This window comes from Ramlibacter sp. (assembly GCF_013697775.1).
Lineage (GTDB): Bacteria > Pseudomonadota > Gammaproteobacteria > Burkholderiales > Burkholderiaceae_C > Ramlibacter.
The window spans coordinates 1-22,084 of sequence record NZ_JACCWG010000391.1 but is presented as its reverse complement, the minus strand read 5'-3'; the positions used below and the strand labels follow the sequence as shown (position 1 = coordinate 22,084).

Annotated in this window: 22 protein-coding genes and 1 pseudogene; 16 read left to right on the top strand and 7 right to left on the bottom strand. The window is 68.7% G+C overall.

Translation table 11 applies throughout. The features are described 5' to 3' along the window. Positions 1-10: 10 nt before the first annotated feature. Positions 11-688, bottom strand: a complete 678-nt coding sequence (locus H0U68_RS19945) for a class I SAM-dependent methyltransferase (RefSeq protein WP_296358650.1) — start codon at positions 686-688, stop codon at positions 11-13. Further along, positions 685-1,152, bottom strand: coding sequence for a hypothetical protein (locus H0U68_RS24415; RefSeq protein WP_365732238.1), 468 nt, complete (start codon positions 1,150-1,152; stop codon positions 685-687). The genes H0U68_RS19945 and H0U68_RS24415 overlap by 4 nt, the downstream gene beginning before the upstream one ends. On the opposite strand from H0U68_RS24415, the gene H0U68_RS19935 reads away from it, so the two are divergent. Then, positions 1,151-1,720, top strand: coding sequence for an alpha/beta hydrolase-fold protein (locus H0U68_RS19935; protein ID WP_296358649.1), 570 nt, complete (start codon positions 1,151-1,153; stop codon positions 1,718-1,720). The two genes, H0U68_RS24415 and H0U68_RS19935, sit on opposite strands and share 2 nt — an antisense overlap. Here the strand turns inward: H0U68_RS19935 and H0U68_RS19930 are convergent, their stop codons facing one another. Continuing rightward, positions 1,721-2,611 (bottom strand): LysR substrate-binding domain-containing protein, encoded by an 891-nt coding sequence (locus tag H0U68_RS19930; protein ID WP_296358648.1) that lies wholly within the window; start codon positions 2,609-2,611, stop codon positions 1,721-1,723. A 118-nt stretch (positions 2,612-2,729) separates the two neighbouring features. Here H0U68_RS19930 and H0U68_RS19925 point away from each other — a divergent pair, with 118 nt between their 5' ends. After that, positions 2,730-3,734, top strand: a complete 1,005-nt coding sequence (locus H0U68_RS19925; protein WP_296358647.1) for an ornithine cyclodeaminase family protein — start codon at positions 2,730-2,732, stop codon at positions 3,732-3,734. 16 nt (positions 3,735-3,750) lie between these two features. Here H0U68_RS19925 and H0U68_RS19920 read toward each other — a convergent pair whose 3' ends face one another. Next, complete coding sequence (locus tag H0U68_RS19920) at positions 3,751-4,116, bottom strand: cupin domain-containing protein (RefSeq protein ID WP_296358646.1); 366 nt, start codon at positions 4,114-4,116, stop codon at positions 3,751-3,753. 59 nt (positions 4,117-4,175) lie between these two features. Between H0U68_RS19920 and H0U68_RS19915 the strand changes: the two genes are divergently transcribed. The 12 genes and pseudogenes from H0U68_RS19915 to H0U68_RS19860 all read left to right on the top strand — a co-directional run bounded on the left by H0U68_RS19915 (position 4,176) and on the right by H0U68_RS19860 (position 15,451). Then, positions 4,176-4,901 carry a FadR/GntR family transcriptional regulator gene (locus H0U68_RS19915; protein ID WP_296358645.1) on the top strand — a complete coding sequence of 242 codons (726 nt, stop codon included), beginning with the start codon at positions 4,176-4,178 and terminating at the stop codon, positions 4,899-4,901. Positions 4,902-4,983: 82 nt separating this feature from the next. Next, the gene (kdgD, locus tag H0U68_RS19910; RefSeq protein ID WP_296358644.1) at positions 4,984-5,895 is read left to right on the top strand and encodes a 5-dehydro-4-deoxyglucarate dehydratase; all 912 of its coding nucleotides are present in this window, start codon (positions 4,984-4,986) and stop codon (positions 5,893-5,895) included. A 25-nt stretch (positions 5,896-5,920) separates the two neighbouring features. Then, positions 5,921-6,877: a tripartite tricarboxylate transporter substrate binding protein gene (locus tag H0U68_RS19905; RefSeq protein WP_296358643.1), complete on the top strand. Its 957-nt coding sequence runs from the start codon at positions 5,921-5,923 to the stop codon at positions 6,875-6,877. 8 nt (positions 6,878-6,885) lie between these two features. Beyond that, positions 6,886-8,214 (top strand): glucarate dehydratase, encoded by a 1,329-nt coding sequence (gene gudD, locus H0U68_RS19900; RefSeq protein WP_296358642.1) that lies wholly within the window; start codon positions 6,886-6,888, stop codon positions 8,212-8,214. Positions 8,215-8,236: 22 nt separating this feature from the next. Beyond that, positions 8,237-9,058, top strand: a complete 822-nt coding sequence (locus H0U68_RS19895) for an NAD(P)-dependent oxidoreductase (RefSeq protein WP_296358641.1) — start codon at positions 8,237-8,239, stop codon at positions 9,056-9,058. Then, positions 9,055-9,990 (top strand): SMP-30/gluconolactonase/LRE family protein, encoded by a 936-nt coding sequence (locus H0U68_RS19890; protein WP_296358640.1) that lies wholly within the window; start codon positions 9,055-9,057, stop codon positions 9,988-9,990. The genes H0U68_RS19895 and H0U68_RS19890 overlap by 4 nt, the downstream gene beginning before the upstream one ends. Continuing rightward, positions 9,987-10,961: a TRAP transporter substrate-binding protein gene (locus H0U68_RS19885; RefSeq protein WP_296358639.1), complete on the top strand. Its 975-nt coding sequence runs from the start codon at positions 9,987-9,989 to the stop codon at positions 10,959-10,961. The genes H0U68_RS19890 and H0U68_RS19885 overlap by 4 nt, the downstream gene beginning before the upstream one ends. 19 nt (positions 10,962-10,980) lie before the next feature. Next, on the top strand, positions 10,981-11,469 hold the full coding sequence (locus H0U68_RS19880) for a TRAP transporter small permease (RefSeq protein ID WP_296358638.1): 489 nt from the start codon (positions 10,981-10,983) through the stop codon (positions 11,467-11,469). Continuing rightward, positions 11,460-12,749: a TRAP transporter large permease gene (locus H0U68_RS19875; protein WP_296358637.1), complete on the top strand. Its 1,290-nt coding sequence runs from the start codon at positions 11,460-11,462 to the stop codon at positions 12,747-12,749. The genes H0U68_RS19880 and H0U68_RS19875 overlap by 10 nt, the downstream gene beginning before the upstream one ends. A 12-nt stretch (positions 12,750-12,761) precedes the next feature. Beyond that, positions 12,762-14,095: pseudogene (locus tag H0U68_RS19870) on the top strand (UxaA family hydrolase). Then, the gene (locus H0U68_RS19865) at positions 14,092-14,646 is read left to right on the top strand and encodes an NADPH-dependent FMN reductase (protein ID WP_296358636.1); all 555 of its coding nucleotides are present in this window, start codon (positions 14,092-14,094) and stop codon (positions 14,644-14,646) included. Before H0U68_RS19870 ends, H0U68_RS19865 begins: the two are co-directional and overlap by 4 nt. Before the next feature lie 112 nt (positions 14,647-14,758). Next, the gene (locus tag H0U68_RS19860) at positions 14,759-15,451 is read left to right on the top strand and encodes a hypothetical protein (RefSeq protein WP_296358635.1); all 693 of its coding nucleotides are present in this window, start codon (positions 14,759-14,761) and stop codon (positions 15,449-15,451) included. A 34-nt stretch (positions 15,452-15,485) separates the two neighbouring features. On the opposite strand, the gene ligD is transcribed toward H0U68_RS19860, so the two are convergent. Next, on the bottom strand, positions 15,486-18,110 hold the full coding sequence (gene ligD / locus H0U68_RS19855) for a DNA ligase D (RefSeq protein ID WP_296358634.1): 2,625 nt from the start codon (positions 18,108-18,110) through the stop codon (positions 15,486-15,488). A 58-nt stretch (positions 18,111-18,168) separates the two neighbouring features. Further along, positions 18,169-19,332, bottom strand: a complete 1,164-nt coding sequence (locus H0U68_RS19850) for a PA2169 family four-helix-bundle protein (protein ID WP_296358633.1) — start codon at positions 19,330-19,332, stop codon at positions 18,169-18,171. A gap of 232 nt (positions 19,333-19,564) precedes the next feature. On the opposite strand from H0U68_RS19850, the gene H0U68_RS19845 reads away from it, so the two are divergent. Together H0U68_RS19845 and H0U68_RS19840 are read left to right on the top strand one after the other, a co-directional pair. Next, positions 19,565-20,026, top strand: a complete 462-nt coding sequence (locus H0U68_RS19845; protein WP_296358632.1) for a hypothetical protein — start codon at positions 19,565-19,567, stop codon at positions 20,024-20,026. Continuing rightward, a complete protein-coding gene (locus H0U68_RS19840) occupies positions 20,023-20,946 on the top strand; it encodes a hypothetical protein (protein ID WP_296358631.1) in 924 nt (307 codons plus the stop codon). Before H0U68_RS19845 ends, H0U68_RS19840 begins: the two co-directional genes overlap by 4 nt. A 3-nt stretch (positions 20,947-20,949) precedes the next feature. Here the strand turns inward: H0U68_RS19840 and H0U68_RS19835 are convergent, their stop codons facing one another. Then, a complete protein-coding gene (locus H0U68_RS19835) occupies positions 20,950-21,840 on the bottom strand; it encodes an NAD(P)-binding domain-containing protein (RefSeq protein ID WP_365732231.1) in 891 nt (296 codons plus the stop codon). Positions 21,841-22,084: the final 244 nt, after the last annotated feature.

Genomic DNA, 22,084 nt, shown 5'->3' with positions numbered 1-22,084 from the left:
GTGTCCCTGTTCATTTCTGCACTTGCCCCTGCACGGTGAGGTAGCGGTCTTCGTATTCGACGGCGCGCAGGCCCTTCAGGCCGGCTTTCTCCATGTCCGCCGCCACTTCGTCCACGGTATAGGAGCTCAGCAGCGAAGTGAAGTAGTGCGACTTCACGCCGTCGGACTCATGGCCGATGTTGCGCTCCATCACCTCGCGCGCCGCCTGCTCGTCGGGCGGGCGCCGGAAATCCCGCACGAACACATGCGCGCCATTGCGCGCGATGCGCCGGATTTCCCGCCAGAACTGGACCGCGTCCTCGATGTGGTGCAGCACGGTGTTGCTCATGATCACGTGGAATTCGTCGTCGGGCAGCCCGCTGCCGCGCACGTTGCCCAGCACCCAGTTGATCTGCCGCTGTTGCGGCGGGATGCGCTTGACCGCGCTGGCCGACGCCATGGACAGCATCGTGGGCGACATGTCCACGCCGTACAGGTACCAGCTCGGCGCATGGCTGCGCACCCGGATCAGAACGTCGCCCGGGCCGCAGCCGATGTCCAGGGCCCGCAGGCCGATGCCGGCCGCGGTTTCGACGATCAGGCGCGCGAGCTTTTCGTGGGGAATGCTGTAGTCCGCGCCTGCATAGGAGGTCTCTTCCTCCTCCGTCATCTTTTCCGGTTCCGGGGTCCGTTGCATCGTCGTCGTCATGGGATGTACTCCTTTGCTGGCCGTTGTCGGAACAGCCTAGCAGCCAGGCGCCGCAGTGCACGCTGCGGAATTGAAGGACTGGGATTGCGTATTTGCACGCCGCCATGCCATAAGACGGCCTGGCGGTAAATCCCATGACAGACAACCCCGAGGAGCGAAAGATGGCCTTGCGCCAACGCGTGATCCACCTGCTGGCCGCGGCCGGTTTCGCCTGCGCCGCCGCGCAGGCCGGTGCCGGCGAACTGGTGGCCGATGCCGCGCCCAGCGCCGCGCTCGGCCGGCCGGTGAAGTTCATGATCTACCTGCCGGACGGCTACAAGGAAGCCACCGCCGGTTTCCCCGTCACCTACCTGCTGCACGGCGCCGGCGGCGACGAGACCGACTACAGATTCAAGGGCGGCATCCTGGAGACGATGGACGCGATGATCGCAGCGCGGCACGCTGCGGCCGGGCGTCGTCGTCATGCCGACCACGTCGCCTTCGGGCTGGTGGGTGGACGGCGCGGCGGAGAAGGCCGAGACCGCGGTCATGAAGGACCTGCTCGGGTACGTGGAAGGCAAGTACCGCGTGTCCAAGGAGCGTGCCGGCCGCGCGGTGGCCGGCCATTCCATGGGCGCGTACGGCGCGCTGAACCTCGCGCTGCGCCATCCGGCGATGTTCTGCGCCGCGTCCATTGTCAGCCCCGCCATCTACGACCCGCTGCCGCCGGAAACCTCGGCCTCGCGCAAGGCGCCGCCGTTCGTGCGCGACGGGAAGTTCGATCCCGAACTGTGGAAGGCGCTGAACTATCCGCCCAACCTGGAGCGCTACAAGGCCCAGCCGCTGCGCGTGCCGATGTGGATCGCCTCGGGAGACCACGACTTCCTGGGCATCGCGGTGATGGCCGCCAACCTGTACTGGAAGGTGCTGGCCGTGCAGCCCAAGCTGGCCGAGTTTCGCGTGATGGACGGCGACCACGACTGGATGTTCTTTCGCGACGCGCTGCCCGACGGCCTGCTGTACATCGACAGGATGTGCGCGCGCGCGGGCTGATCAGGCGAACGGCTCCTGCCTGGCTTCATCCAGGATCCACTGCATGAACTCGCCGAGCCGGGAGCTCACGGGCCTGCCCCTGGGGCGCACCAGGTAGTAGCCGGCGCCGGGGTCCACGGCGGTCTTGAAGGGTTGCACCAGTTGCCCGGTACGCAGGTCTTCCTGGACCAGCCCTTCGAAGAACAACCCCACGCCGTGGCCGTCCAGCACGGCCCGGCGCAGCGCGTGCGAGTCGTCGATCTGCACCGCCGTGAACGCGCCGTTCACGCCCGCTGCGGCGAACCAGGCCCGCCAGTGCGCGGCGTCGAATTCGTAGAAGAGCCGGTGCTTCAGCAGCGCCGCCGGCCGCGGCCGGGCCGCCAGCCGCGCACGGTAGTCGGCGCTGCAGACCGGGGTGAGCGTGCCGGCCAGCAGCAGCACCGATTCCGCCCCGCTCCAGCGGCCATGGCCCCAGCTGATGCCGGCGTCCACGTCGTCCTGCGGAAAGTCCGCCGGCTGGTAGGCATGGCGCAGCTGCAGGTCCAGTGCCGGGTGCCGGCTCCATAGCCGCCCCAGGCGCGGCGTGAGCCACTTCGCCGAAAAGTAGGGCGCCACGCTCACCGTCAGCGCGCCGGTGTCGCCGGCGTGGCGCACCTGCCGCACCGCGCCGGCCAAGCCGTCGAAGTGCGTCGCGCAGCCGTCCAGCAGGGTCCGGCCCGCGGCGGTGAGTTCGATGCGCCGGTGCAGCCGCTCGACCAGCTGCGTGCCCAGGTCCTGCTCCAGGTGCCGCACGTGGTGGCTCAGCGCCGACTGCGTCACGTGCAGATGCTCCGCCGCGCGCTTGAAACTTTGGTGGCGCGCCACGGCCACGAAGGCGCGCAGCTGCGCGAGAAGGGCTAGGTGAAGCTCCATCGCGGGCATCCTACGGTTTAGCCAGGCTCATGTCAAAAGCAGACAAGTCGCTTGAGTGAAGCGGCAACCGTACCGAAACTCCCGCCAGGCCAGTCCCATTGGCTTGAAAGCAATTCACATGCACGCAGCGATCCGAAGCCATCCCAAGGCGGCATTCGAAATCAGCAAGGGCGCGCGCCGGGTGCTCACCCTGAGCGAGGCCGACGTCGAGCGCCATCTCGACCTGGGCGAACTGCTCGATGGCCTGGAGGAGGGCTTTCGCGGCCTTGAACGCGGCGAGGTGCAGGCGCCGTCGCGGCCCGAGATCACGGTGCCGGGCAAAGGCTTCTCGCTGGCCATGCCGGCCTGGCGCCCGGGCTCGCCCATCGCCGTGAAGATCGTCAACGTGTTCGACGCCAATCTCGCGTTCGACGTGCCGAACCACCTGGCGATGATCCTGCTGTTCGCGCAGGACACCGGCGCCACGCTGTGCGTGATGGACGGCACCTACATCACCGGCGTGCGCACGGCCGCCTCCGCCGTGCTGTCGGCCCGCATGCTGGCGCGCCAGGACGCGCGCGTGGCCACCATCGTCGGCGCCGGCGTGCAGGCGCGCGAGCACCTGCGCCTGCTGCCGCTGGTCCGCGGCTTCGACCACATCAACGTGTGCTCGCTGCACATGCAAGAGGCCGAGCGCCTGGCCGCCCGCCATCCGCTCGCGCGGGCCGTGCGCGACGTGGAGGCCGCGGTGCGCGAGTCCGACGTCGTCTGCCTGGCGACGCACAGCGCCGAGCCGGTGATCCAGCCGCACTGGATCAAGCCGGGCACGCACGTGTCGTCCGTGGGCTACCACCCGCCGCGCGGCGAACTGCCGGTTGCGCTTGCGCGCGGGCAGCGGCTGTTCGTGGAGACGCTGGACGCCTTCGCGCCTACGCCGGTCGGCTGCGCCGAACTGGCCGGGCTGCCGAGGGACAAGGGGACGACGCTCGGCGCGGTGGCGCTGGGCCGGGCGCCCGGCCGCACCAGCGACGCGGAGATCACCGTCTACAAGGCCATGGGCATCGCCATGGAAGACATGGTCGCCGCGACGCTGGCCTACGAGCGTGCCCTTGCACAGGGCGGCGGCGGGTCGATGGACTGGTGAGCGGCGCGTTCCGGTTCTACGCCGCGGCCGCGCCCTGGGTGGCGATGAACTGGTACGGCCCGCCATCCTGGATCAGCAGGAACTGGCAGGGCGCGCCGGAGCGGTTGCGCACCGTGTGCGTTTCGCCCTTCGGAACCAGGTGCCTGCCGGGCGCGCGCACGGTCGTGCACGCCGCCTGCGGCCCATGGAACACGTCGAATTCGCCGACCAGCCCGACGAACAGGTCGTCCGTGTCGGGATGCAGATGCCAGGGCACGCTTTCGCCGGGCAGCAGCGTCATGTCCAGCACGCGCAAGGTCGGGTTCTCCGCCAGCACGGTGGTGTTGCTGATGCGGTAGGCGCTGTCCCAGGGACGGGTGGCTTGCGGCGCGGGCTCGGTCATGCATCTTCTCCAGTGGTGAAGCCGTCGGAGAGATCGTACCTCCGGCGTATCATCCCCCCATGAGCGACATCGCCACGCCTGTCCGCCGTTCGCGGTCCCTGCCCGCCGACGTGGTGCAGTCCCTGTCGGACCGCATCCGCGACGGCAGCCTTGCGCACGGCGCCAAACTGCCCAAGGAAGCCGACCTGATGGCCCAGTTCGGCGTCAGCCGCACGGTGGTGCGCGAGGCCATGTCGCGGCTGCAGGCGGCGGGCATGGTGGACGTGCGGCACGGCATCGGCGCCTTCGTGGTGGGCATCGGCGACGCCAGCACCTTCCGCATCGCGCCGGACCAGCTCGCCACCTTGCAGGACGTGGTCGCCGTGCTGGAACTGCGTATCGCCGTCGAATGCGAAAGCGCGGGGCTGGCGGCGGCGCGCCGCACCGAGAGCAACCTGCGCGCCATGCGTTCGGCGCTCGACGCCTTCACCGCCGCGGTGGAGGCGGGGCGCGACGCCGTCGGGCCGGACTTCCAGTTCCACCTGGAGATCGCCCGCGCCACCCAGAACGACCATTTCGCCGACATCATGGGCACGCTCGGCGGCACCATGATCCCGCGTGCGCGGCTGGAGCCGGTGGCCGAGCTCACCCCGGCGCGCCGCGAGTACCTGGCCGTCATCCACGCCGAGCACGAGAGCATCCTGGGCGCCATCGCCCGGCAGGACCTGGACGGCGCCCGCGCCGCCATGCGCACCCACCTGGGCAACAGCCGCGAGCGCCGCCGCCGGGCCATGCTGGCGACCTGAACGGCCAATCAGGGGAATCCCGTAGTTTGCGGTGATTGGAAAGAGATACGATGTCTTATCTCAATCGGATCGCCACACCACCATGACTCCCCAAGACCTGCGGAAAGCGCTTTCCTCCGGGCTGCTGTCCTTTCCGCTGACCGACTTCGACGCCGAGCTGCGCTTCGACCCCAAGGGCTACGCCGCCCGGCTGGAGTGGCTCAAGCCCTATGGCGCGAGCGTGCTGTTCGCGGCCGGCGGCACGGGCGAGTTCTTCTCGCTGGAGCCGCGCGAGTACGGCGAGGTGCTGAAGGTGGCGGTGCAGACCTGCAAGACCGACGTCCCGATCGTCGGCGGCGCCGGCGGCGGCACCACGCTGGCCATCCAGTACGCGCAGGAGGCCGAGCGCCATGGGGCGGCCGGCATCCTGCTGCTGCCGCACTACCTGACCGAGGCCTCGCAGGAGGGCCTGGTGTCCCATGTGGAAACGGTGTGCAAGAGCGTGCGCATCGGCGTCATCGTCTACAACCGCGGCGCCTGCAAGCTCAACGCCGCCTCGCTGCAGGTGCTGGCCGACCGCTGCCCGAACCTGATCGGCTTCAAGGACGGCCTGGGCGACATCGAGCGCATCGTGCAGATCCGCCAGAAGCTGGGCGAGCGCTTCGTCTACATCGGCGGCATGCCCACGCACGAGGTGTATGCCAACGCGTACAAGGCGCTGGGCGTGCCCACCTATTCGTCCGCGGTGTTCAACTTCATCCCGAAGACCGCCATCGACTTCTACAACGCCTACGCCAATGGCGACCAGGCCACCGTCAGCCGGCTGATCGACGACTTCTTCCTGCCCTACCTGGAGATCCGCAACAAGGGCGAGGGCTACGCGGTCAGCATCGTGAAGGCCGGCGCGCGCATCGTCGACAAGAGCGCCGGCCCGGTGCGCCCGCCGCTGTCGGACCTGAAGCCGGCGGAGGTCGAGCAGCTGCGCGCGCTGATCGAGCGCCTGGGGCCGCAGTAAGACGAACAAGGACAGGAGACACACGATGAACAAGGCTCTTTGCGCGCTCGCCCTGGGCGCGGCCGTGTCGTCCGGCGCGTTCGCCGCCTGGCCCGCCAAGCCGATCACGTTGGTGGTGCCGTTCCCGCCCGGCGGCTCCACCGACCTGATCGCGCGCACGCTGTCCAACAAGCTGCCGGACAAGCTTGGCGTGTCGGTGATCGTGGACAACAAGCCGGGCGCCACCGGCACCATCGGCACCGCCGGCGTGGCGCGCGCGCCGGCCGACGGCCACACGCTGCTGGTGTCGTCGCTCGGCCCGTTCGTGATCGCGCCGCACCTGATCAAGGTGAACTACGACGCGCTGCGCGACCTGGACCCGATCACGGTGGCGGTGCAGGCGCCCAACGTGCTGGTGGTGCCCGCCGCCTCGCCGCACAAGACGCTGGCCGAGGTGATCGCGTACACCAAAGCCAATCCGCGCAAGATGTCGTTCGCGTCGTCGGGCAATGGCTCCAGCGACCACCTGACGGCCGAACTGTTCTGGCAGCAGACCGGCACCAGCGGCGTGCACGTGCCGTACAAGGGCGGCGGCCCGGTGATGACGGACCTGCTTGGCAACCAGGTGGATTCGTCCTTCATGAACATCAACACCGCCATGCCGCAGATCCAGGCCGGCAAGCTGCGCACCCTGGCCATCACGTCGGCCAAGCGCTCGCCGCTGCTGCCCAACGTGCCCACGCTGGAGGAAAGCGGCATCAAGGATGCCAACGTGTATTCGTGGCAAGCCATCGCGGCGCCCAGGGGCCTGCCGGCGGACGTGAAGGCCAGGCTGCACAAAGCCATCGTGGACAGCCTGAACGACCCGGCCGTGAAGCCCAAGCTGCTGGAACTCGGCTTCGAGATGGTGCTGAACACGCCCGAGCAGTTCGCCTCCTACCAGGCTGCCGAATACGTGCGCTGGGCCAAGCTGATCTCCAGCCGCAAGATCACCGCCGACTGAAGCCGCCGATGTCCGCTGCTCCCGTCGTCCAGAGCATGCGCGTGGTCCCGGTGGCGGGCCGCGACGGCATGCTGCTCAATCTCTCGGGCGCGCATGCGCCCTTCTTCACGCGCAACATCGTCATCGTCACGGACAGCGCCGGCCACACCGGCCTGGGCGAGGTGCCGGGCGGCGAGAAGATCCGCACCACACTGGAAGACGCGCGCGCGCTGGTGGAAGGCCGTTCCATCTTCGCGCTGCAGGCCATCCTGGGCGAGATGCGTACGCGTTTCGCCGACCGCGATGCCGGCGGGCGCGGCCTGCAGACGTTCGATGCGCGCACCACCATCCACGCGGTGACGGCGGTGGAGTCGGCGCTGCTGGATCTGCAGGGCCAATTCCTGGGCATGCCGGTGGCGGCGCTGCTCGGCGAAGGGCAGCAGCGCGACGCGGTGCAGATGCTGGGCTACCTGTTCTTCGTCGGCGGCCGCGGCAAGACCGACCTGCCGTATGCGAGCGAACCCGACGCCGGCGACGACTGGCTGCGCCTGCGCCACGAGGAAGCGCTGACGCCCGAAGCCGTGGTGCGCCTGGCCGAGGCCGCGCAGGCGCGCTACGGCTTCCAGGACTTCAAGCTCAAGGGCGGCGTGCTGCGCGGCGAAGAGGAAGTGGATGCGGTGCGTGCGCTGCACGAACGCTTTCCCGAGGCGCGCATCACGCTCGACCCCAACGGCGGCTGGCTCTTGAAAGACGCCATCCGCCTGCTGCGCGACCTGCATGGCGTCATGGCCTATGCGGAAGACCCCTGCGGCGCGGAAGAAGGCTTCTCCGGCCGCGAGGTGATGGCGGAATTTCGCCGCGCCACGGGCCTGCCGACCGCCACCAACATGGTCGCCACCGATTGGCGGCAGATGGCGCATGCGCTGGCGCTGCAGTCGGTCGACATTCCGCTGGCCGATCCGCATTTCTGGACCATGGCCGGCTCGGTGCGCGTGGCGCAGACCTGCCGCGACTGGGGCCTGACCTGGGGCTCGCACTCCAACAACCATTTCGACATTTCGCTGGCCATGTTCACCCACGTCGGCGCCGCCGCGCCCGGCAAGGTGACGGCCATGGACACGCACTGGATCTGGCAGGACGGCCAGCGTTTGACGAAGGAGCCGCTGAAGATCGAAGGCGGCTTCATCCGCGTGCCGGACAAGCCGGGCCTGGGCATCGAAATCGACATGGCGCAGGTGGACAAGGCCCACGCGCTGTACCTGCAGCACGGCCTGGGCGCGCGCGACGACGCCACCGCCATGCAGTTCCTCATCCCCGGCTGGACCTTCGACCCCAAGCGTCCCTGCCTGGTGCGCTGATTTCCGTGAACGACGACATCCCATGCTCGACCAGCCCGCATCGCCCCTGACCTTCAACCGCCTGCTGCTCACCGGCGCCGCCGGCGGGCTGGGCCGTGAACTGCGCGCGCGCCTCAAGCGCTATTGCACGGCCTTGCGTTTGTCCGACATCGCCGACCTCGGCCCGGCGGGCGCGGGCGAGGAATGCGTGCAGCTGGACCTGGCCGATGCCGCCGGCGTGCTGCAGCTGATGCAGGGCGTGGACGCCGTGGTGCACATGGGCGGCATCTCTACCGAGCAGCCGTGGGCGCCGATCCTGGCGGCCAACATCGTCGGCATCTACAACCTGTACGAAGCGGCGCGCAAGAACGGCGTCAAGCGCGTCATCTTCGCCAGCTCCAACCACGTGATGGGCTTCTACCGGCAAGACCAGGTGGTCGATGCCGATTCGCCGCCGCGGCCCGACGGCCTGTACGGCCTGTCCAAGGCCTTCGGCGAGGACGTCGCGCGCCTGTATTGGGACCGCTACGGCATCGAGACCGTGGTGGTGCGCATCGGCTCGTCATTCCCCGAGCCGCGCGACCGCCGCATGCTGGCCACCTGGCTGTCCTACGACGACCTGGAGCGGCTGGTGGTCGCCGGCCTCACGGCGCCGGTGGTGGGCTGGTCGGTGGTCTACGGCATCTCCGACAACCGCACGGCCTGGTACGACAACACCAAGGCACGCCACATCGGCTACCGCGCGCAGGACAGCTCGGACGTGCACCGCGACGCCGTGGAAGCGCGCCAGCCGAAGATCGACCTGGCCGATCCCGCCGCCATCTACCAGGGCGGCGCCTTCGTGCGCACGGGTCCGTTCGAATGAGCGCCACCACGTCGACGCCGGCCGTCGAGGTCGTCTGCGCCCTGCGCGACAAGGTCGGCGAAAGCCCGCTGTGGTCGGCGAGCGAGCAGGCGCTGTACTGGGTGGACATCGAAGGCCGCGCCGTGCGCTGCCACGATTGGGCGACGCGCGGCACGCGGTCCTGGGACCTGCCCGAGCGCGTGGCCTGCATCGCGCTGCGCGACGGCGGCGGCCTCGTCGCCGGCATGGACACCGGCATCTTCGCGCTCGACCTGCCGCCGCAAGGCCCTGGCAGCGCCCGGCTGCTGCAGCCCGTGCGGCACGCGCGCGAGGGCATGCGCTTCAACGACGGCCGCCTGGATCGCCAGGGCCGTTTCTGGGCCACGACGATGGTGCGCGACATGGCGCTGGCCGCGGCCGACGGCGTGCTGCTGCGCTACGACGCGCAGGGCCTGTCCGCGCCGCTGGTGGACGGGCTCGTCACCGGCAACGGCCTGGCCTTCAGCCCGGACGGCCGCACCCTGTATTTGTCGGACTCGCATCCCGACGTGCAGCGCATCTGGCGCTTCGACCTGGGCGACGACGGCGTGCCGCGCAACCGCACCGATTTCGCCGACATGCGGCCGCTGCCCGGCCGGCCCGACGGCGCGGCCGTGGACGCCGACGGCTGCTACTGGATCTGCGGCAACGACGGCGGCATGGTGCACCGCTTCACGCCCGACGGCCGGCTCGATCGCTCGCTGGCGCTGCCGGTGAGCAAGCCCTCGATGTGCAGCTTCGGCGGCCCGGACCTCGACTGGCTGTTCGTCACCTCGATCCCACCGGCACGGCCCGCAACCGGCTACGACGCGTCGCTCGACGGCGCCGTGCTGGCGCTGCGGCCCGGCGTGCGCGGCATCGCCGAAACCGTTTTTCGTTCCCAAGCACCGACACAACACAAGGAGACAGCATGACGACCTTCAAGCACCTGGCCCTGGCCGCCGCCGCGCTGCTGGCGATTGCCGCCGCACCGGCCCGCGCCGCGGATTTCCGCTCGGCGGACATCCACAACGCCGACGACTACCCCACGGTGGTCGCGGTCAAGCACATGAGCGAGCTGCTGGACAAGGCGAGCAAGGGCAAGCACAAGATCAAGGTCTTCAACAAGGGCGCGCTGGGCACCGAAAAGGAAACCATCGACCAGGTGAAGATCGGCGCGCTGGACTTCACGCGGGTGAACATCTCCCCGCTCAACAGCATCTGCGCGCCCACCATGGTGCCGACCATGCCGTTCCTGTTCCGCTCCACCGACCACATGCGCAAGGTGCTGGACGGCCCGGTGGGCGAAGAGATCTTGAAGAGCTGCGAATCCGCCGGGCTGATCGGCCTGGCGTTCTACGACAGCGGCGCGCGCTCCATCTATGCCAAGAAGCCGATCAAGACCGTGGCCGACGCCAAGGGCCTGAAGATCCGCGTGCAGCAGTCCGACCTGTGGGTCGCGCTGGTGAGCGCCATGGGTGCCAACCCCACGCCGATGCCGTTCGGCGAGGTCTACACCGGCCTGAAGACCGGCCTGATCGACGCCGCGGAAAACAACATCCCGTCGTTCGACACCGCCAAGCACGTCGAGGCGGTGAAGTATTTCTCCAAGACCGAGCACTCGATGGCGCCGGAGATGCTGCTGATGTCCAAGCTGGTCTGGGACAAGCTGCCCAAGGCCGAACAGGACATGATCCGCACGGCCGCCAAGGCATCGGTAGCCGTGGAGCGGGCCAAGTGGGACGAGCAGGAAAGCAAGTCCTTGGCCGCCGTGAAGGCCGCGGGCGCGCAGATCGTGGACGTGGACAAGAGCTCGTTCCAGGCGGTGATGGCGCCGGTGTACGAGAAGTTCATCACCACGCCCGACTTGAAGCGCATGGTCAAGGCCGTGCAGGACACCAAGTAAGCGCCTGGGCGGATCCATCATGCTGACCCGCTTCTGCGCCGCCGTCTCCAAGCTGTGCCTGGTGCTGGCGGTGATCCTGCTGATCGCCGTGGTGCTGTGCGTGCAGTGGCAGGTGATCGGCCGCTACATCTTCAACGACACGCCCACCTGGGCCGAGAACCTGGCCCTGCTGCTGGTGCTGTTCGTCACCGCCTTCGGCCTGGCCGTGGGCGTGCGCGACGCCGGGCACATCGGCCTGGAATCGCTGGTGTCGCTGCTGCCCGATGCCTGGCGGCATCGCATCGAGGTGCTGATCCACCTGCTGGTAGGCAGCTTCGGCGTCATGATGGTCTACGGCGGCTGGGTCTGGGCATCGGCCAAGTGGGGCGAGAAGAAGGCCATGCTGCCGGTGCCAGACGGCATCGACTACGTGCCGGTGCTGATCGCCGGCGTGCTGATCGTGCTGTTCTCGTTCGAGCACGTGGTGGCGCTGCTGCGCGGCACCGAAGTGGAGCCGGCATGGAACTGACAATCCTGGCCGCGAGCTTCACCGTGCTGCTGCTGCTGGGGGTGCCGGTGGCCTTCGCCATCGGCCTGTCCTCGGTGGCCACCATCGTCGCCGCGGGCCTGCCGATCGCGGTGGTGTTCCAGAAGATGGTGGGCGGCATGCAGGTGTTCTCGTTCCTGGCCATCCCGTTCTTCGTGTTCGCCGGCGAGCTCATGCTGTACGGCGGCATCGCCGACCGCATCGTGCGCTTCGCCAACAGCCTGGTGGGCCATGTGCGCGGCGGCCTCGGCATGAGCAACGTGCTGGGCTGCACCATCTTCGGCGGCATTGCCGGCTCGCCGATGGCCGACGTCTCGGCCATTGGCTCGGTGATGATCCCGCTGATGAAGAAGGAGGGCTACGACACCGACTACGCGGTGAACGTGACCACCCACGCGGCGCTGGTCGGCGCCATCATGCCGACCTCGCACAACATGATCATCTTCACCCTGGCCACGGCGGGCATCGCCTCGGTCAGCGTGCTGGGGCTGATCCTGGCGGGGCTGGTGCCGGCGGTGATCCTCACCCTGTGCAACCTGGGCGCCGCCTACTGGGTGGCGGTGCGGCGCGGCTACCCGGTGCACGGCCCGTTCCCCGGCTGGGCCATGGTGCTGACGGCGTTCCTGGCGGCGCTGCCGGGGCTGTTCGTGGTGGTCATCATCCTGGGCGGCATTTTGTCGGGCGCGTTCACGGCCACCGAGTCGGCTTCCATCGCCGTGGCGTGGGCGTTGCTGATCACGGTGTTCGTCTACCGGTCCTTGAGCTGGACCAATTTCCTGAAGGCCTGCGCCAAGGCCTGCAAGACCACCGGCGTGGTGCTTCTTTTGATCGGCATTTCCAGCGCGTTCGGCTACTTCATGGCGCTGTACGAAGTGCCGCAGCGCACCGGCGAGCTGATGAAGATGGTGAGCTCCAGCCCGTGGGTGATCTTCCTGATGATCAACGTGCTGCTGTTCGTGCTGGGAACTTTCCTGGACATGGCGGCCACCATCCTGATCTGCACGCCGATCTTCCTGCCCATCGCCATGCAGTTCGGCATGGATCCGCTGCAGTTCGGCATCGTCATGCTGATCAACTGCGCGCTGGGCCTGAACACGCCGCCGGTCGGCACGGTGCAGTTCGTCGGCTGCGCCATCGGCGGCATCTCGGTCGGGCAGGTGATGCGCACCATCGCGCCGTTCTACGGTGCGCTCGGCCTGGCCCTGCTGGCCGTGACCTACGTGCCGGCGTTCTCGCTGTGGCTGCCGGGGTTGTTGAAGTAACCTGAATCGTCCATGCCCGCTGCCCATCCCCCGCTCACCATCCGCATGCACGACGCGGACAACGTGGCCATCGTCGCCAACGACGGCGGGCTGTCGGCCGGTACGGCGCTGGACAGCGGCCTGGTGTTGCGCGACACGGTGCCGCAGGGCCACAAGGTGGCGCTGCGCGCCATCGCGGCGGGCGAGGCGGTGCTGCGCTACAACGTGCCGGTGGGCTACGCGAAGCAGCCGATCGCCGCCGGCAGCTGGGTGCACGAGCGGCTGCTGGAGATTCCCGCCGCGCGCGAGCTGCAGGACCTGCCGATGGCCACGCGCCCCGCGCCGCAGTGGGAGCCGCTGCAGGGCCACACCTTCGAGGGCTACGTGAATTCTGACGGGTCGGTTGGCACGCGCAACCTGCTGGCCATCACCACCACGGTGCAGTGCGTGGCCGGCGTGGTGGACATTGCCGCCAAACGCATCCGCGAGGAGCTGCTGCCGCGTTACCCCAACGTGGACGGCGTGGTGGCACTGGAACACGGCTATGGCTGCGGCGTGGCCATCGACGCGCCTGGGGCAGAGATTCCCGTCCGCACCTTGCGCAACATCAGCCTGAACCCGAACTTCGGCGGCGAGGTGATGGTGGTGAGCCTGGGCTGCGAGAAGCTGCAACCTGAGCGCATGCTGCCGCCCGGCACCATCCCGCTGCGCGACGAACGCAATGCGGGAAGCGGGGCAGGCGGGGCACTCGACGTGCTCCGCCTGCAGGACGACGAACACGTCGGCTTCCTGTCCATGGTCGACCACATCGTGGCGCGCGCGACATCGTGCGCGAGCTCGCCTGGTACGACCAGTACCTGGAGCGCGGCCGCGCGGACCGCACCGCGAACACGACGCCGGGCAACAAGGCCGGCGGGCTGTCGAACATCGCGGAGAAGGCGATGGGCTCGATCGTCAAGAGCGGCAGCGCCGCCATCGCCAGCGTGCTGCCGCCCGGCGAGAAGGTGAAGCCCGGCCAGAAAGGCCTGGTCTTCGCCGCCACGCCGGCCAGCGACTTCATCTGCGGCACGCTGCAGCTGGCGGCCGGCATGAACCTGCACGTGTTCACGACCGGCCGCGGCACGCCTTACGGCCTGGCGGCTTGCCCGGTGGTGAAGGTGGCGACGCGCAGCGACCTGGCGCGCCGCTGGCACGACCTGATGGACGTGAACGCCGGGCGCATCGCCGACGGCGACATGACGATCGAGGGGGCGGGCTGGGAACTGTTCCGGTTGCTGCTGGAGACGGCGAGCGGCAAGCGGACCTGGGCCGAGCGCTGGAAGCTGGAGAATGCGCTGGTGTTGTTCAACCCCGCACCCGTCACGTGAACGTTCTCGCCATCTCCGGCAGCCTGCGCGCCGCGTCCATCAACTCCGCTTTCTGCCGCGTCGCGGCGCGCCTCGCCCCGCCGCCGCTGCAAGTTACGGTGTTCGGGGGCCTGGGCGAACTGCCGCTGTTCAATCCCGACCTGGAGGCCGACCCGCCTGCACCCGTGCAGGCATTCCGTGCCCAGGTCGCCCAAGCCCAGGCCCTGCTCATCGCCAGCCCGGAGTACGCGCACGGCATCTCGGGCGTGCTGAAGAACGCGCTGGACTGGCTGGTCAGCTTCGAGCCGACGGTGGGCAAGCCCATCGCGCTGGTCAACACCTCGCCGCGCGCGCACCATGCGGACGACGCGCTGCGCGAGGTGCTGCGCACGATGTCGGCCGACATCGTGGACCAAGCCTCGATTCCGATCCAGCTGCTCGGTGCATGCACCACCGAAGAAAAAATGGCCGCGTCGCCCGACGTGTGCGGCGCGATTCGCGGGGTGCTGGAAGTCATTGCCGCGCACCTTGAAGGTGGAGCCGCCGCAGGGCCTCGTTTCCTGCTGAGCTAGTGCTACGCTGCTTCAGCAGGGATGAGTCATTCGGTTGCGTTCGTAACGTTTTCTCGCCGAATGCTGGCTTTTACGTTGACAGCGATGACGTATGTGAAATACGCTCATCCCTATGCTCGCTTCCCCGGAGCCCCCTGCCACGCCAGTTCCCGCGCAGGATGCGGCTGAAGCCGCGCGCTATGCGCTGCTGCGTCGCCTGGCACCCTCGATGCGCCACCACCTGGTGGTCAATCTCCAGCCTATCGGCATGATCTACGAGGTCATGGACCGGAGGCTGCGTGCCCCCGTGCCCGACCTCGCCAACGTGCATGAGAGCGCGCACAAGATCAACGGCTTCGCGCGGGCGGCGCTCGACTCCTGCCTGGACGTGGTGAGCTGGCTGGCGCCCGAAGACGGCGTGACCTGCACGGTGGAGGAGGGCGTGCGCGAATGCACCGGCCTGCTGGCCACCAGCCTGGGGTTTCGCGGCTACGTGCTGCGCAACAGGGTGGAAAGCCTGCCGGGGCGGGTGCGCCGCGCGGCCATCCGCAACCTGCTCACCGCCATGCTGATCCAGGCCACCGACACGCTGCAGCCGCCGGCCGAACTGGTGCTCAGCGGTGAGGCGCGGCCCGACGGTGCGCACCTGGCTCTGCAGGTGCAGCCGGGCGTGGGAGAGGGCGGCTTCGTCGCTGAGTCGGGTTACCGCCTGCTGGAGTGGAGCGACGTGCAGGCGCTGGCCGATGCCGAACAGGTGCAGCTGGCGCGCGACGACGCCACAGGCAGCGTGGGCCTCCTGCTGCCATGGACGGCGCCCGACGCCTGACGCGCAGCGTCCGGCAGGTCTGCCGCCGCGGGCCCTATTTCCGCTCGAAACCCAGTTTTTTCATTGCCGCCGCCAGGCCGGCGCGGCTGCCTTCGTAGTCGGCCCAGGGATCGTTGCCGTCGTCCAGCCGATCGTGCACCGACTGCACCGTCCAGTGCGCGCCGCCCTTGAGCTTGGCCAGTTCGTCCCAGCGCACCGGCACCGAGATGCCCAGGCCCGGGCGGGCCCGTGCTGACCAGGCGCATGCGGTGGTGGCGCCGTAGCCGTTGCGCAGGTAGTCGATGAAGATGCGGCCAATGCGGTTCTTCGGCCCGCTCTTGGCGACGAAGCGGTCCGGCAGCGTGCGCGAGAGATGCAGCACGATGGCTTCGGAGAAATCCTTCACCGTGTCCCAGTCGAAGTTCTTGCGCAGCGGCACCACCAGGTGCAGGCCCTTGCCGCCGCTGGTCTTCAGGAACACCGGCAGCTCCAGTTCCTCCAGCATCGCGCGCACCAGCTGCGCCGCTTCCTGGATCTGTGGCCAGGTGACGCCTTCGCCCGGGTCGATGTCGAAGGTCATGCGGTCCGGCTTGCCGATAGTGGGCATCACGCCGTTCCAGGTGTGGAACTCGACCACGTTCATCTGCGCCGCCGACAGCAGGCCTTCGGGGCTGGCGATCTCCAGCATGGCCGGATGGCCAGGGAAGACGGCCGGGTCGAGCTGCGCCACGCCGGCCATCTTGTAGCGCTCAAGATGCTTCTGGAAGAACAGCTGCCCGCTGATGCCGTCCGGTGCGCGCACCATTGCCATCGGCCTGCGCTTGAGGTGCGGCATCATCAGCGGCGCCACCAGCGCGTAATAGCGCACCAGCGCGATCTTGGTGATGCCGCTTTCGGCGTCGATCACGCGCTGCGGGTTGCTGATGCGCAGGGTGTTGGGAAGGGCGACCGTGGCCGCTTCACCCGTTCGGGCCGACACTTTCCCCGTTGAGGCGGACGCCTTCTCCGTTCGGGCTGAGCCTGTCGAAGCCTTTGCGGGCCCTTCGACAAGCTCAGGGCGAACGGATTCAGGGGGCACGGGTTTCTCGGGGCCAACGGCCGTGGCTTCCTCGCGCCCGATCGCCTGCGGCGGCTTGTCGGTACGCAACCCATGGAACACCGAATGGCGGATGCGGTTGTCACGCGTCCATTCGCCGAACGCCACCTCGCAGATCAGCTCCGGCTTCACCCAGTGCGCCTTCTTCGGAATCTGCGAGCCGGCGGCGAAGGGGCTGCGCTGCGCACCCAGCCCATCGAGCTTCGCGCGCAATTCGCGCAGCGTCTGCTGGTTGAAGCCAGTACCGACGTTGCCGGCGTACTGCAGGTTGCCTTCCTTGTCGTGCACGCCCAGCAGCAGCGAGCCGATGCCCAGGCGCGAACCCTGCGGGTCGGTGTAGCCGCCGATCACGAACTCCTGGCGTCGTCCGCACTTCAGTTTGATCCAGTCGGACGAGCGCTTGTTGCTGTAGCCCGAGTTGCGCCGCTTGGCGATCACGCCTTCCAGGCCCAGGTGGCAGGCCGAGGCCAGCACCTGTTCGGGAGGGGCGTCGAACACGCCGCTGAAGCGCACCTTGTCCTGCGGCTTGCGCGCGACGATGCGCTGCAGCACCTCGCGCCGCGCCTCCAGGGCGCAGCCGCGCAGGTCGTGGCCGGCGCAGTAGGGCAGGTCGAACAGGTAGTAGACGATGTCGGCGGTGCGCGTGCTGTCGAACGCGCTCTGCAGCGCCTGGAAGTCGGCCGGCACTTTGTCGCCGGGCATGATGATCTCGCCGTCGTACCAGCCGTCGGGCAGCTCCATGGCCTGCAGCGAACGCACCAGCTCGGGCATGCGGCCGGTCCAGTCGTTGCCGTTGCGCGTGATGAGCTGGATATTGCCGCCCTCGGCACGCGCCAGCATGCGGTAGCCGTCGAACTTGATTTCGTAGATCCAGTGTTCCGGATCGCCGGGCGGCGTGTCGACCAGGGTCGCGAGCTGCGGCTGGAATGCCTCGGGCAGGGCGGCCTCGCGCGCGCCGGGCGGCGGGCCTGACGCGACCGGCTTCGCGGGCGACGCGCCTGCGTCGGATGCGGCAGGCCGGTCTTCCAGCTCCTTCACGCTGTCCGCGCGTTCATCCACCACGCTGTACTCGGCGCTGGGACGCACGAAGCTGTCGCGTTCCTTGATCAGCAGCCACGGATCTTCGCGCTTGCCGTCGCCGCGGCCCTTCATGCGCACCAGCGTCCAGTGGCCATGCAGCTTGTGGCCGCGCATTTCGAATTTCAGCTTGCCGTCGCGCAAGCCCTGGCGCGGATCGCCCAATGGGATCCAGACGCCCTTGTCCCAGATGATCACCTTGCCCGCGCCGTAATTGCCGGGCGGGATGGTGCCTTCGAAACGGTTGTACGCAATGGGATGGTCCTCGGTGGGCATCGCCATGCGCTTGTCGGCCGGATCGAAGCTCGGGCCCTTGGGAACGGCCCAGCTCTTCATCACGCCATCGAGTTCCAGCCGGAAGTCGTAGTGCAGCCGCGTGGCCCAGTGCTTCTGGATCACGAAGGCGCGTTCCTGCTCGTTCGCCACGCCGCCCTCGGCGGGCTCTGGCGTGGCCTCGAAATTGCGCTTCTCTTTGTATGTCTTCAGTGACCCGCGTTCGTCTGCCACCTGACGGTCCTCACACAAGGGGACGAGGCCGGGCAAGCCCGGCCTCGTGATGCCTCGGTTACGCGTTGCCGAGCTGGTTGCGCATCTGCTTGATCTGGTCGTGGTTGCGCTCCACGGCCTGCAGCTGGCGCTCCACCACCTGGCGCACGTTGTCGGGCAACGGCTTCTGGGCCGCCTTGCGGTAGCGCGCCTTGGCGTTGTCCTCGCCGCGCTCGGCTTCTTCCAGCACCGCCTTGTCGTCGTAGCTGGTGAGCGTGGTCTTCACCGCCACCCAGCCGCGGTGCATGGCACCCATGGCGCTGCCGCCGTCTTCGGTGGTGCCGCCCAGCTGGCTGATCAGGCTGTTGAGTTCCTGCGCGCCGCTGCGGCAGCCGTCGGCGCGCTGCAGAAACAGCGACTTCAGGTCCGCGCGTTCGGCCTGCTCGGCACAGGCGCGGAAACCGTATTCGCCATCCTTGCTGCACTCCACCAGGTCCTGCAGCACGTCGACCACGTCGTCCCGGTCGCCGCTGTTGTCCCCGGCGGCCTGCATCGCGCCGACCGCCGCGGCTGCACCGGTGGTGCCGGTCCCGCCCATGCCGCTCGTGCTCCCCGTGCCCAGGGTGCTGTCGCGCACGTTCATGTCGCCGCGCAGCGTGTTGCCGGCATCGCTGGCCAGGGGCATGTTGCTGCCGCCGGGGCTGGTGCCGGCATTCGCGCCGGTGTTGGTGGGTGCCAGGTCGCCGTTGAAGTTGTCGTCGTAATCGCGCACCTGCACGTCCACGCGGTCCCAGGCAGCGCGCGCGGCGGGGCTCGCGTCGTTCCAGTTCAAGGTGGAGTTGCCGCGGGTGCTCTCCCACTCGGAGGCCAGGCGCGGCTCCACGGTGGTCCACTCGTCGGGGGACTGCGTGCGGCCGTTCACGCCCAGGCGGTAGGCCGGGCCGTAGTCGTCGAAGCTGCGGCCGTTCTGGTAGTACGGCTCCTTGGTGTAGTTCTCTCGCCAGTGCGTTTCCTCGGCGGTGGGGTTCACCGCTTCGGCCGCGGCCTTGCCGGCCAGCCCGCCGACCACGGCGCCGATCACGCCGCCGATGGCCATGCCGACCGGCCCGGCGATCGCGCCCGCAGCGGCACCCGCCATGGCGCCGCCCGCGGCGCCGACGCCGGTACCCACCGGATGCGCACCCGGCTCGTCGGTGATGGGGTCGCGATTCAGGTCGCGTTCTTCACGTTCTTCAGCTGCCATGTCTGTTCTCCTAAACGAAAGCGTTGCGGGAATTCCTTCTTTCATCTTCGGGCGCACCGTCGTGCCAGCCGTCAGCCAAAGCGCGATACAGCCTGTAGGAAAAAGCGCTTGGCAGCGCGACCGCGATGGCGCGGCAGTACGCACAGCCGAACGCTGTGCCGTCCTACAGGGCCGACGCTGCAGCTGTAGCAATCTGATCCGGCAAGCCAATGCCATACGCGTTGCTCAACCCATGAAGTACTCATTGCGCAAGACTCCCTCGCATCTGCATCTCGCCTACAAATACGGCGAACAGGGTGGCGGCGTGCTGGGCCGCAACTTGACCCTGGAAGTGGAGAGCAACCTGCTCACGCTGGACATCGACCTCTCTGCCAACCTGCGCGCGCGAAACAAGAATTCGCCCTGGTTCGTGGCGGCCAATCACCTCGTGAAGAGCCGCCACAAGCTCAAGTCGCTGCAGTGCCCGGACAACCTGGTGCGCGCGCGGCTGATCCGCACCTGGGAGCAGATCGCGAATCCGCGGCTGCGCCTGCGGCTCGACCTGGGCGAGGCGGGTTGGTTCATGTACGAGGTGTCGCCGCATTCGCTGTTCATGGGCGGTGTCCAGCTCGACGTGCGCGACTTCATGGAAGAGCAGGCCGAGATGCAGCACCGCGTGCTCGCCTCCACAACAGACCAACGGCATCACGTATGACGCACACACAGCAAGGCCGCGGCGGGTTCGCTGGTGGCATGGGGCTTTCCGTCCTGAAGGCCGCCGCGGCGTGCCTGATGGGGTTGGCCAGCATGCATGCGCTGGCCGACGACGATGCCGGCTCGCTGCGGCAGAAATACGGCGACCTGCGCACCGAGCTGCGCAACAACGCCTTCAACCGCCCGCTCTACATGGAGTCGGCGCAGGGCGACGGGTCGCTGCAGGGCGATGTGTACGCCGTGCTGGACCATCCCTTCAGCAAGGTGAGCCAAAGCATGAAGGAGCCGGCGCGCTGGTGCGACATCATGATGCTGCCGTTCAGCACGAAGTCATGCCGCGCCGGCCAGGGCGCCAACGCGTCGCGGCTTGAAGTGCGCATCGGCCGCAAGGCGGACCAGCCGGTCGAGCAGGCCTACAAGCTCAACTTCGACTACCGCAACGTCGCCGCCTCGTCCGATTACTTCGACAGCCGCCTGAACGCGCCGAGCGGCCCGCTCGGCACGCGCGACTACCGCATCAACATGACGGCGATTCCCATCGACGGCAACCGCACCTTCATGCACCTGAGCTACGCGTACGGCTACGGCAGCGCCGGCCAGTTCGCGATGCAGGCCTACCTCGCCACGGTCGGCGCGAAGAAGGTGGGCTTCTCCAGCACCGGCCGCGATGCCAACGGCCAGCCGCAGTACGTGAACGGCGTGCGCGGCGCGATCGAGCGCAACGCCATGCGCTACTACCTGGCCATCGACGCCTACCTGGAGGCGCTGGACGCGCCGCCCGCCCAGCAGGTGGACAAGCGCATCCAGGCCTGGATCAACGGCGTGGAGCGCTATCCGCGCCAGCTGCACGAAATGGAGCCGGGCGCATACGTCGCGATGAAGCGGCAGGAATACCAGCAGCAGACGGCGGCGCTGCAGTAAGCCTCAGGCCGCGGCCGGTGCGCCCGCGTGTTGCGCCCGCATCAGCTTCACCACCGCGGCGGCTTCCTGGTCGCCCCAGCCGGCCTGCGACGCCTTGCGGAACAGCTCCGCCGCCAGCATCGGCAGGCCTGCATGGATGCCGGCGCCGCGTGCGTGCTGCGCGATGCGCTCGGTCGCATCCACCGAGATGCGCAGCGGGCTTTCGCTGGCCTTGAAATCGCCCGACGCGATGACCTTGGCCTCGTGGTGCAGGAACGGCCCGAAGGTGGCGGAAATGTTGGACACCAGCGCGCCCAGCCGCTCCACCGGCAGGCCTTCGGCTTCCGCCACGCACGCGCCCTGCAGCAGCCCCAGGATGGCGCCGTACACATAGGACAGCGTCGCCAGGTCCATCGCCGATGCCAGGCTGGCGCGCGTGCCCAGGTCCTCGATGTTGCCGCCGAAGACGTCCAGTGCCGGCTTGGCGGCGTCGAAAGCCGCCCGGCTGCCCGACACGATGATCGGGGTGTCGGGCAGGCCCATCTGGGCGGGCGCGGCCTGGATCGCACCACACAGGAAGTTCGCGCCGTGCTGCGTGGCCCAGGCCTCGAAGTCCAGCGCATCCTGCGGCGAGCCGGTGCTCAGCTGCACGATGGTCTTTCCCGCCAGGTGGCGCTGCACCTCGGGCGCGCCGAGCATGTCGCGCGCGGCGGCGGAGTCGCTCACGCTGGCCACCACCACGCTGCCCGCCGCGACCGCGGCAGCCGCATCGGGCGCCACGTGCGCGCCCTGCGCCTGCAGCGCCGCCGCCTTTTCCGGCGTGCGGTTGAACACCGTCACGCGGTGCCCCGCGCGCAACAGCAGCCGCGCCAGCGTGCTGCCCATCATTCCCAAGCCCATGACCGTGATGTCCATCGATTCACCTTTCTTCCAGCAGGCCGACTTCCGGCTTCCCAGCGAAGCCGCGACCGGTGTTTCGATAATCGGCACAAGCGCCGCGCCCGTCGCGCACGATGGGACGCGCCTGCGCACGATCCGGCGAAAGGGCCACCGCATGCATGTTCTCGACACGACGGCCGCCGCCGGCGCCCCGGCGCTGCAGGTCCAGCGCCTGCGCCACGGCCCCGGCGCGGTGGACCTGGGCCCGGCCGATGCGCAC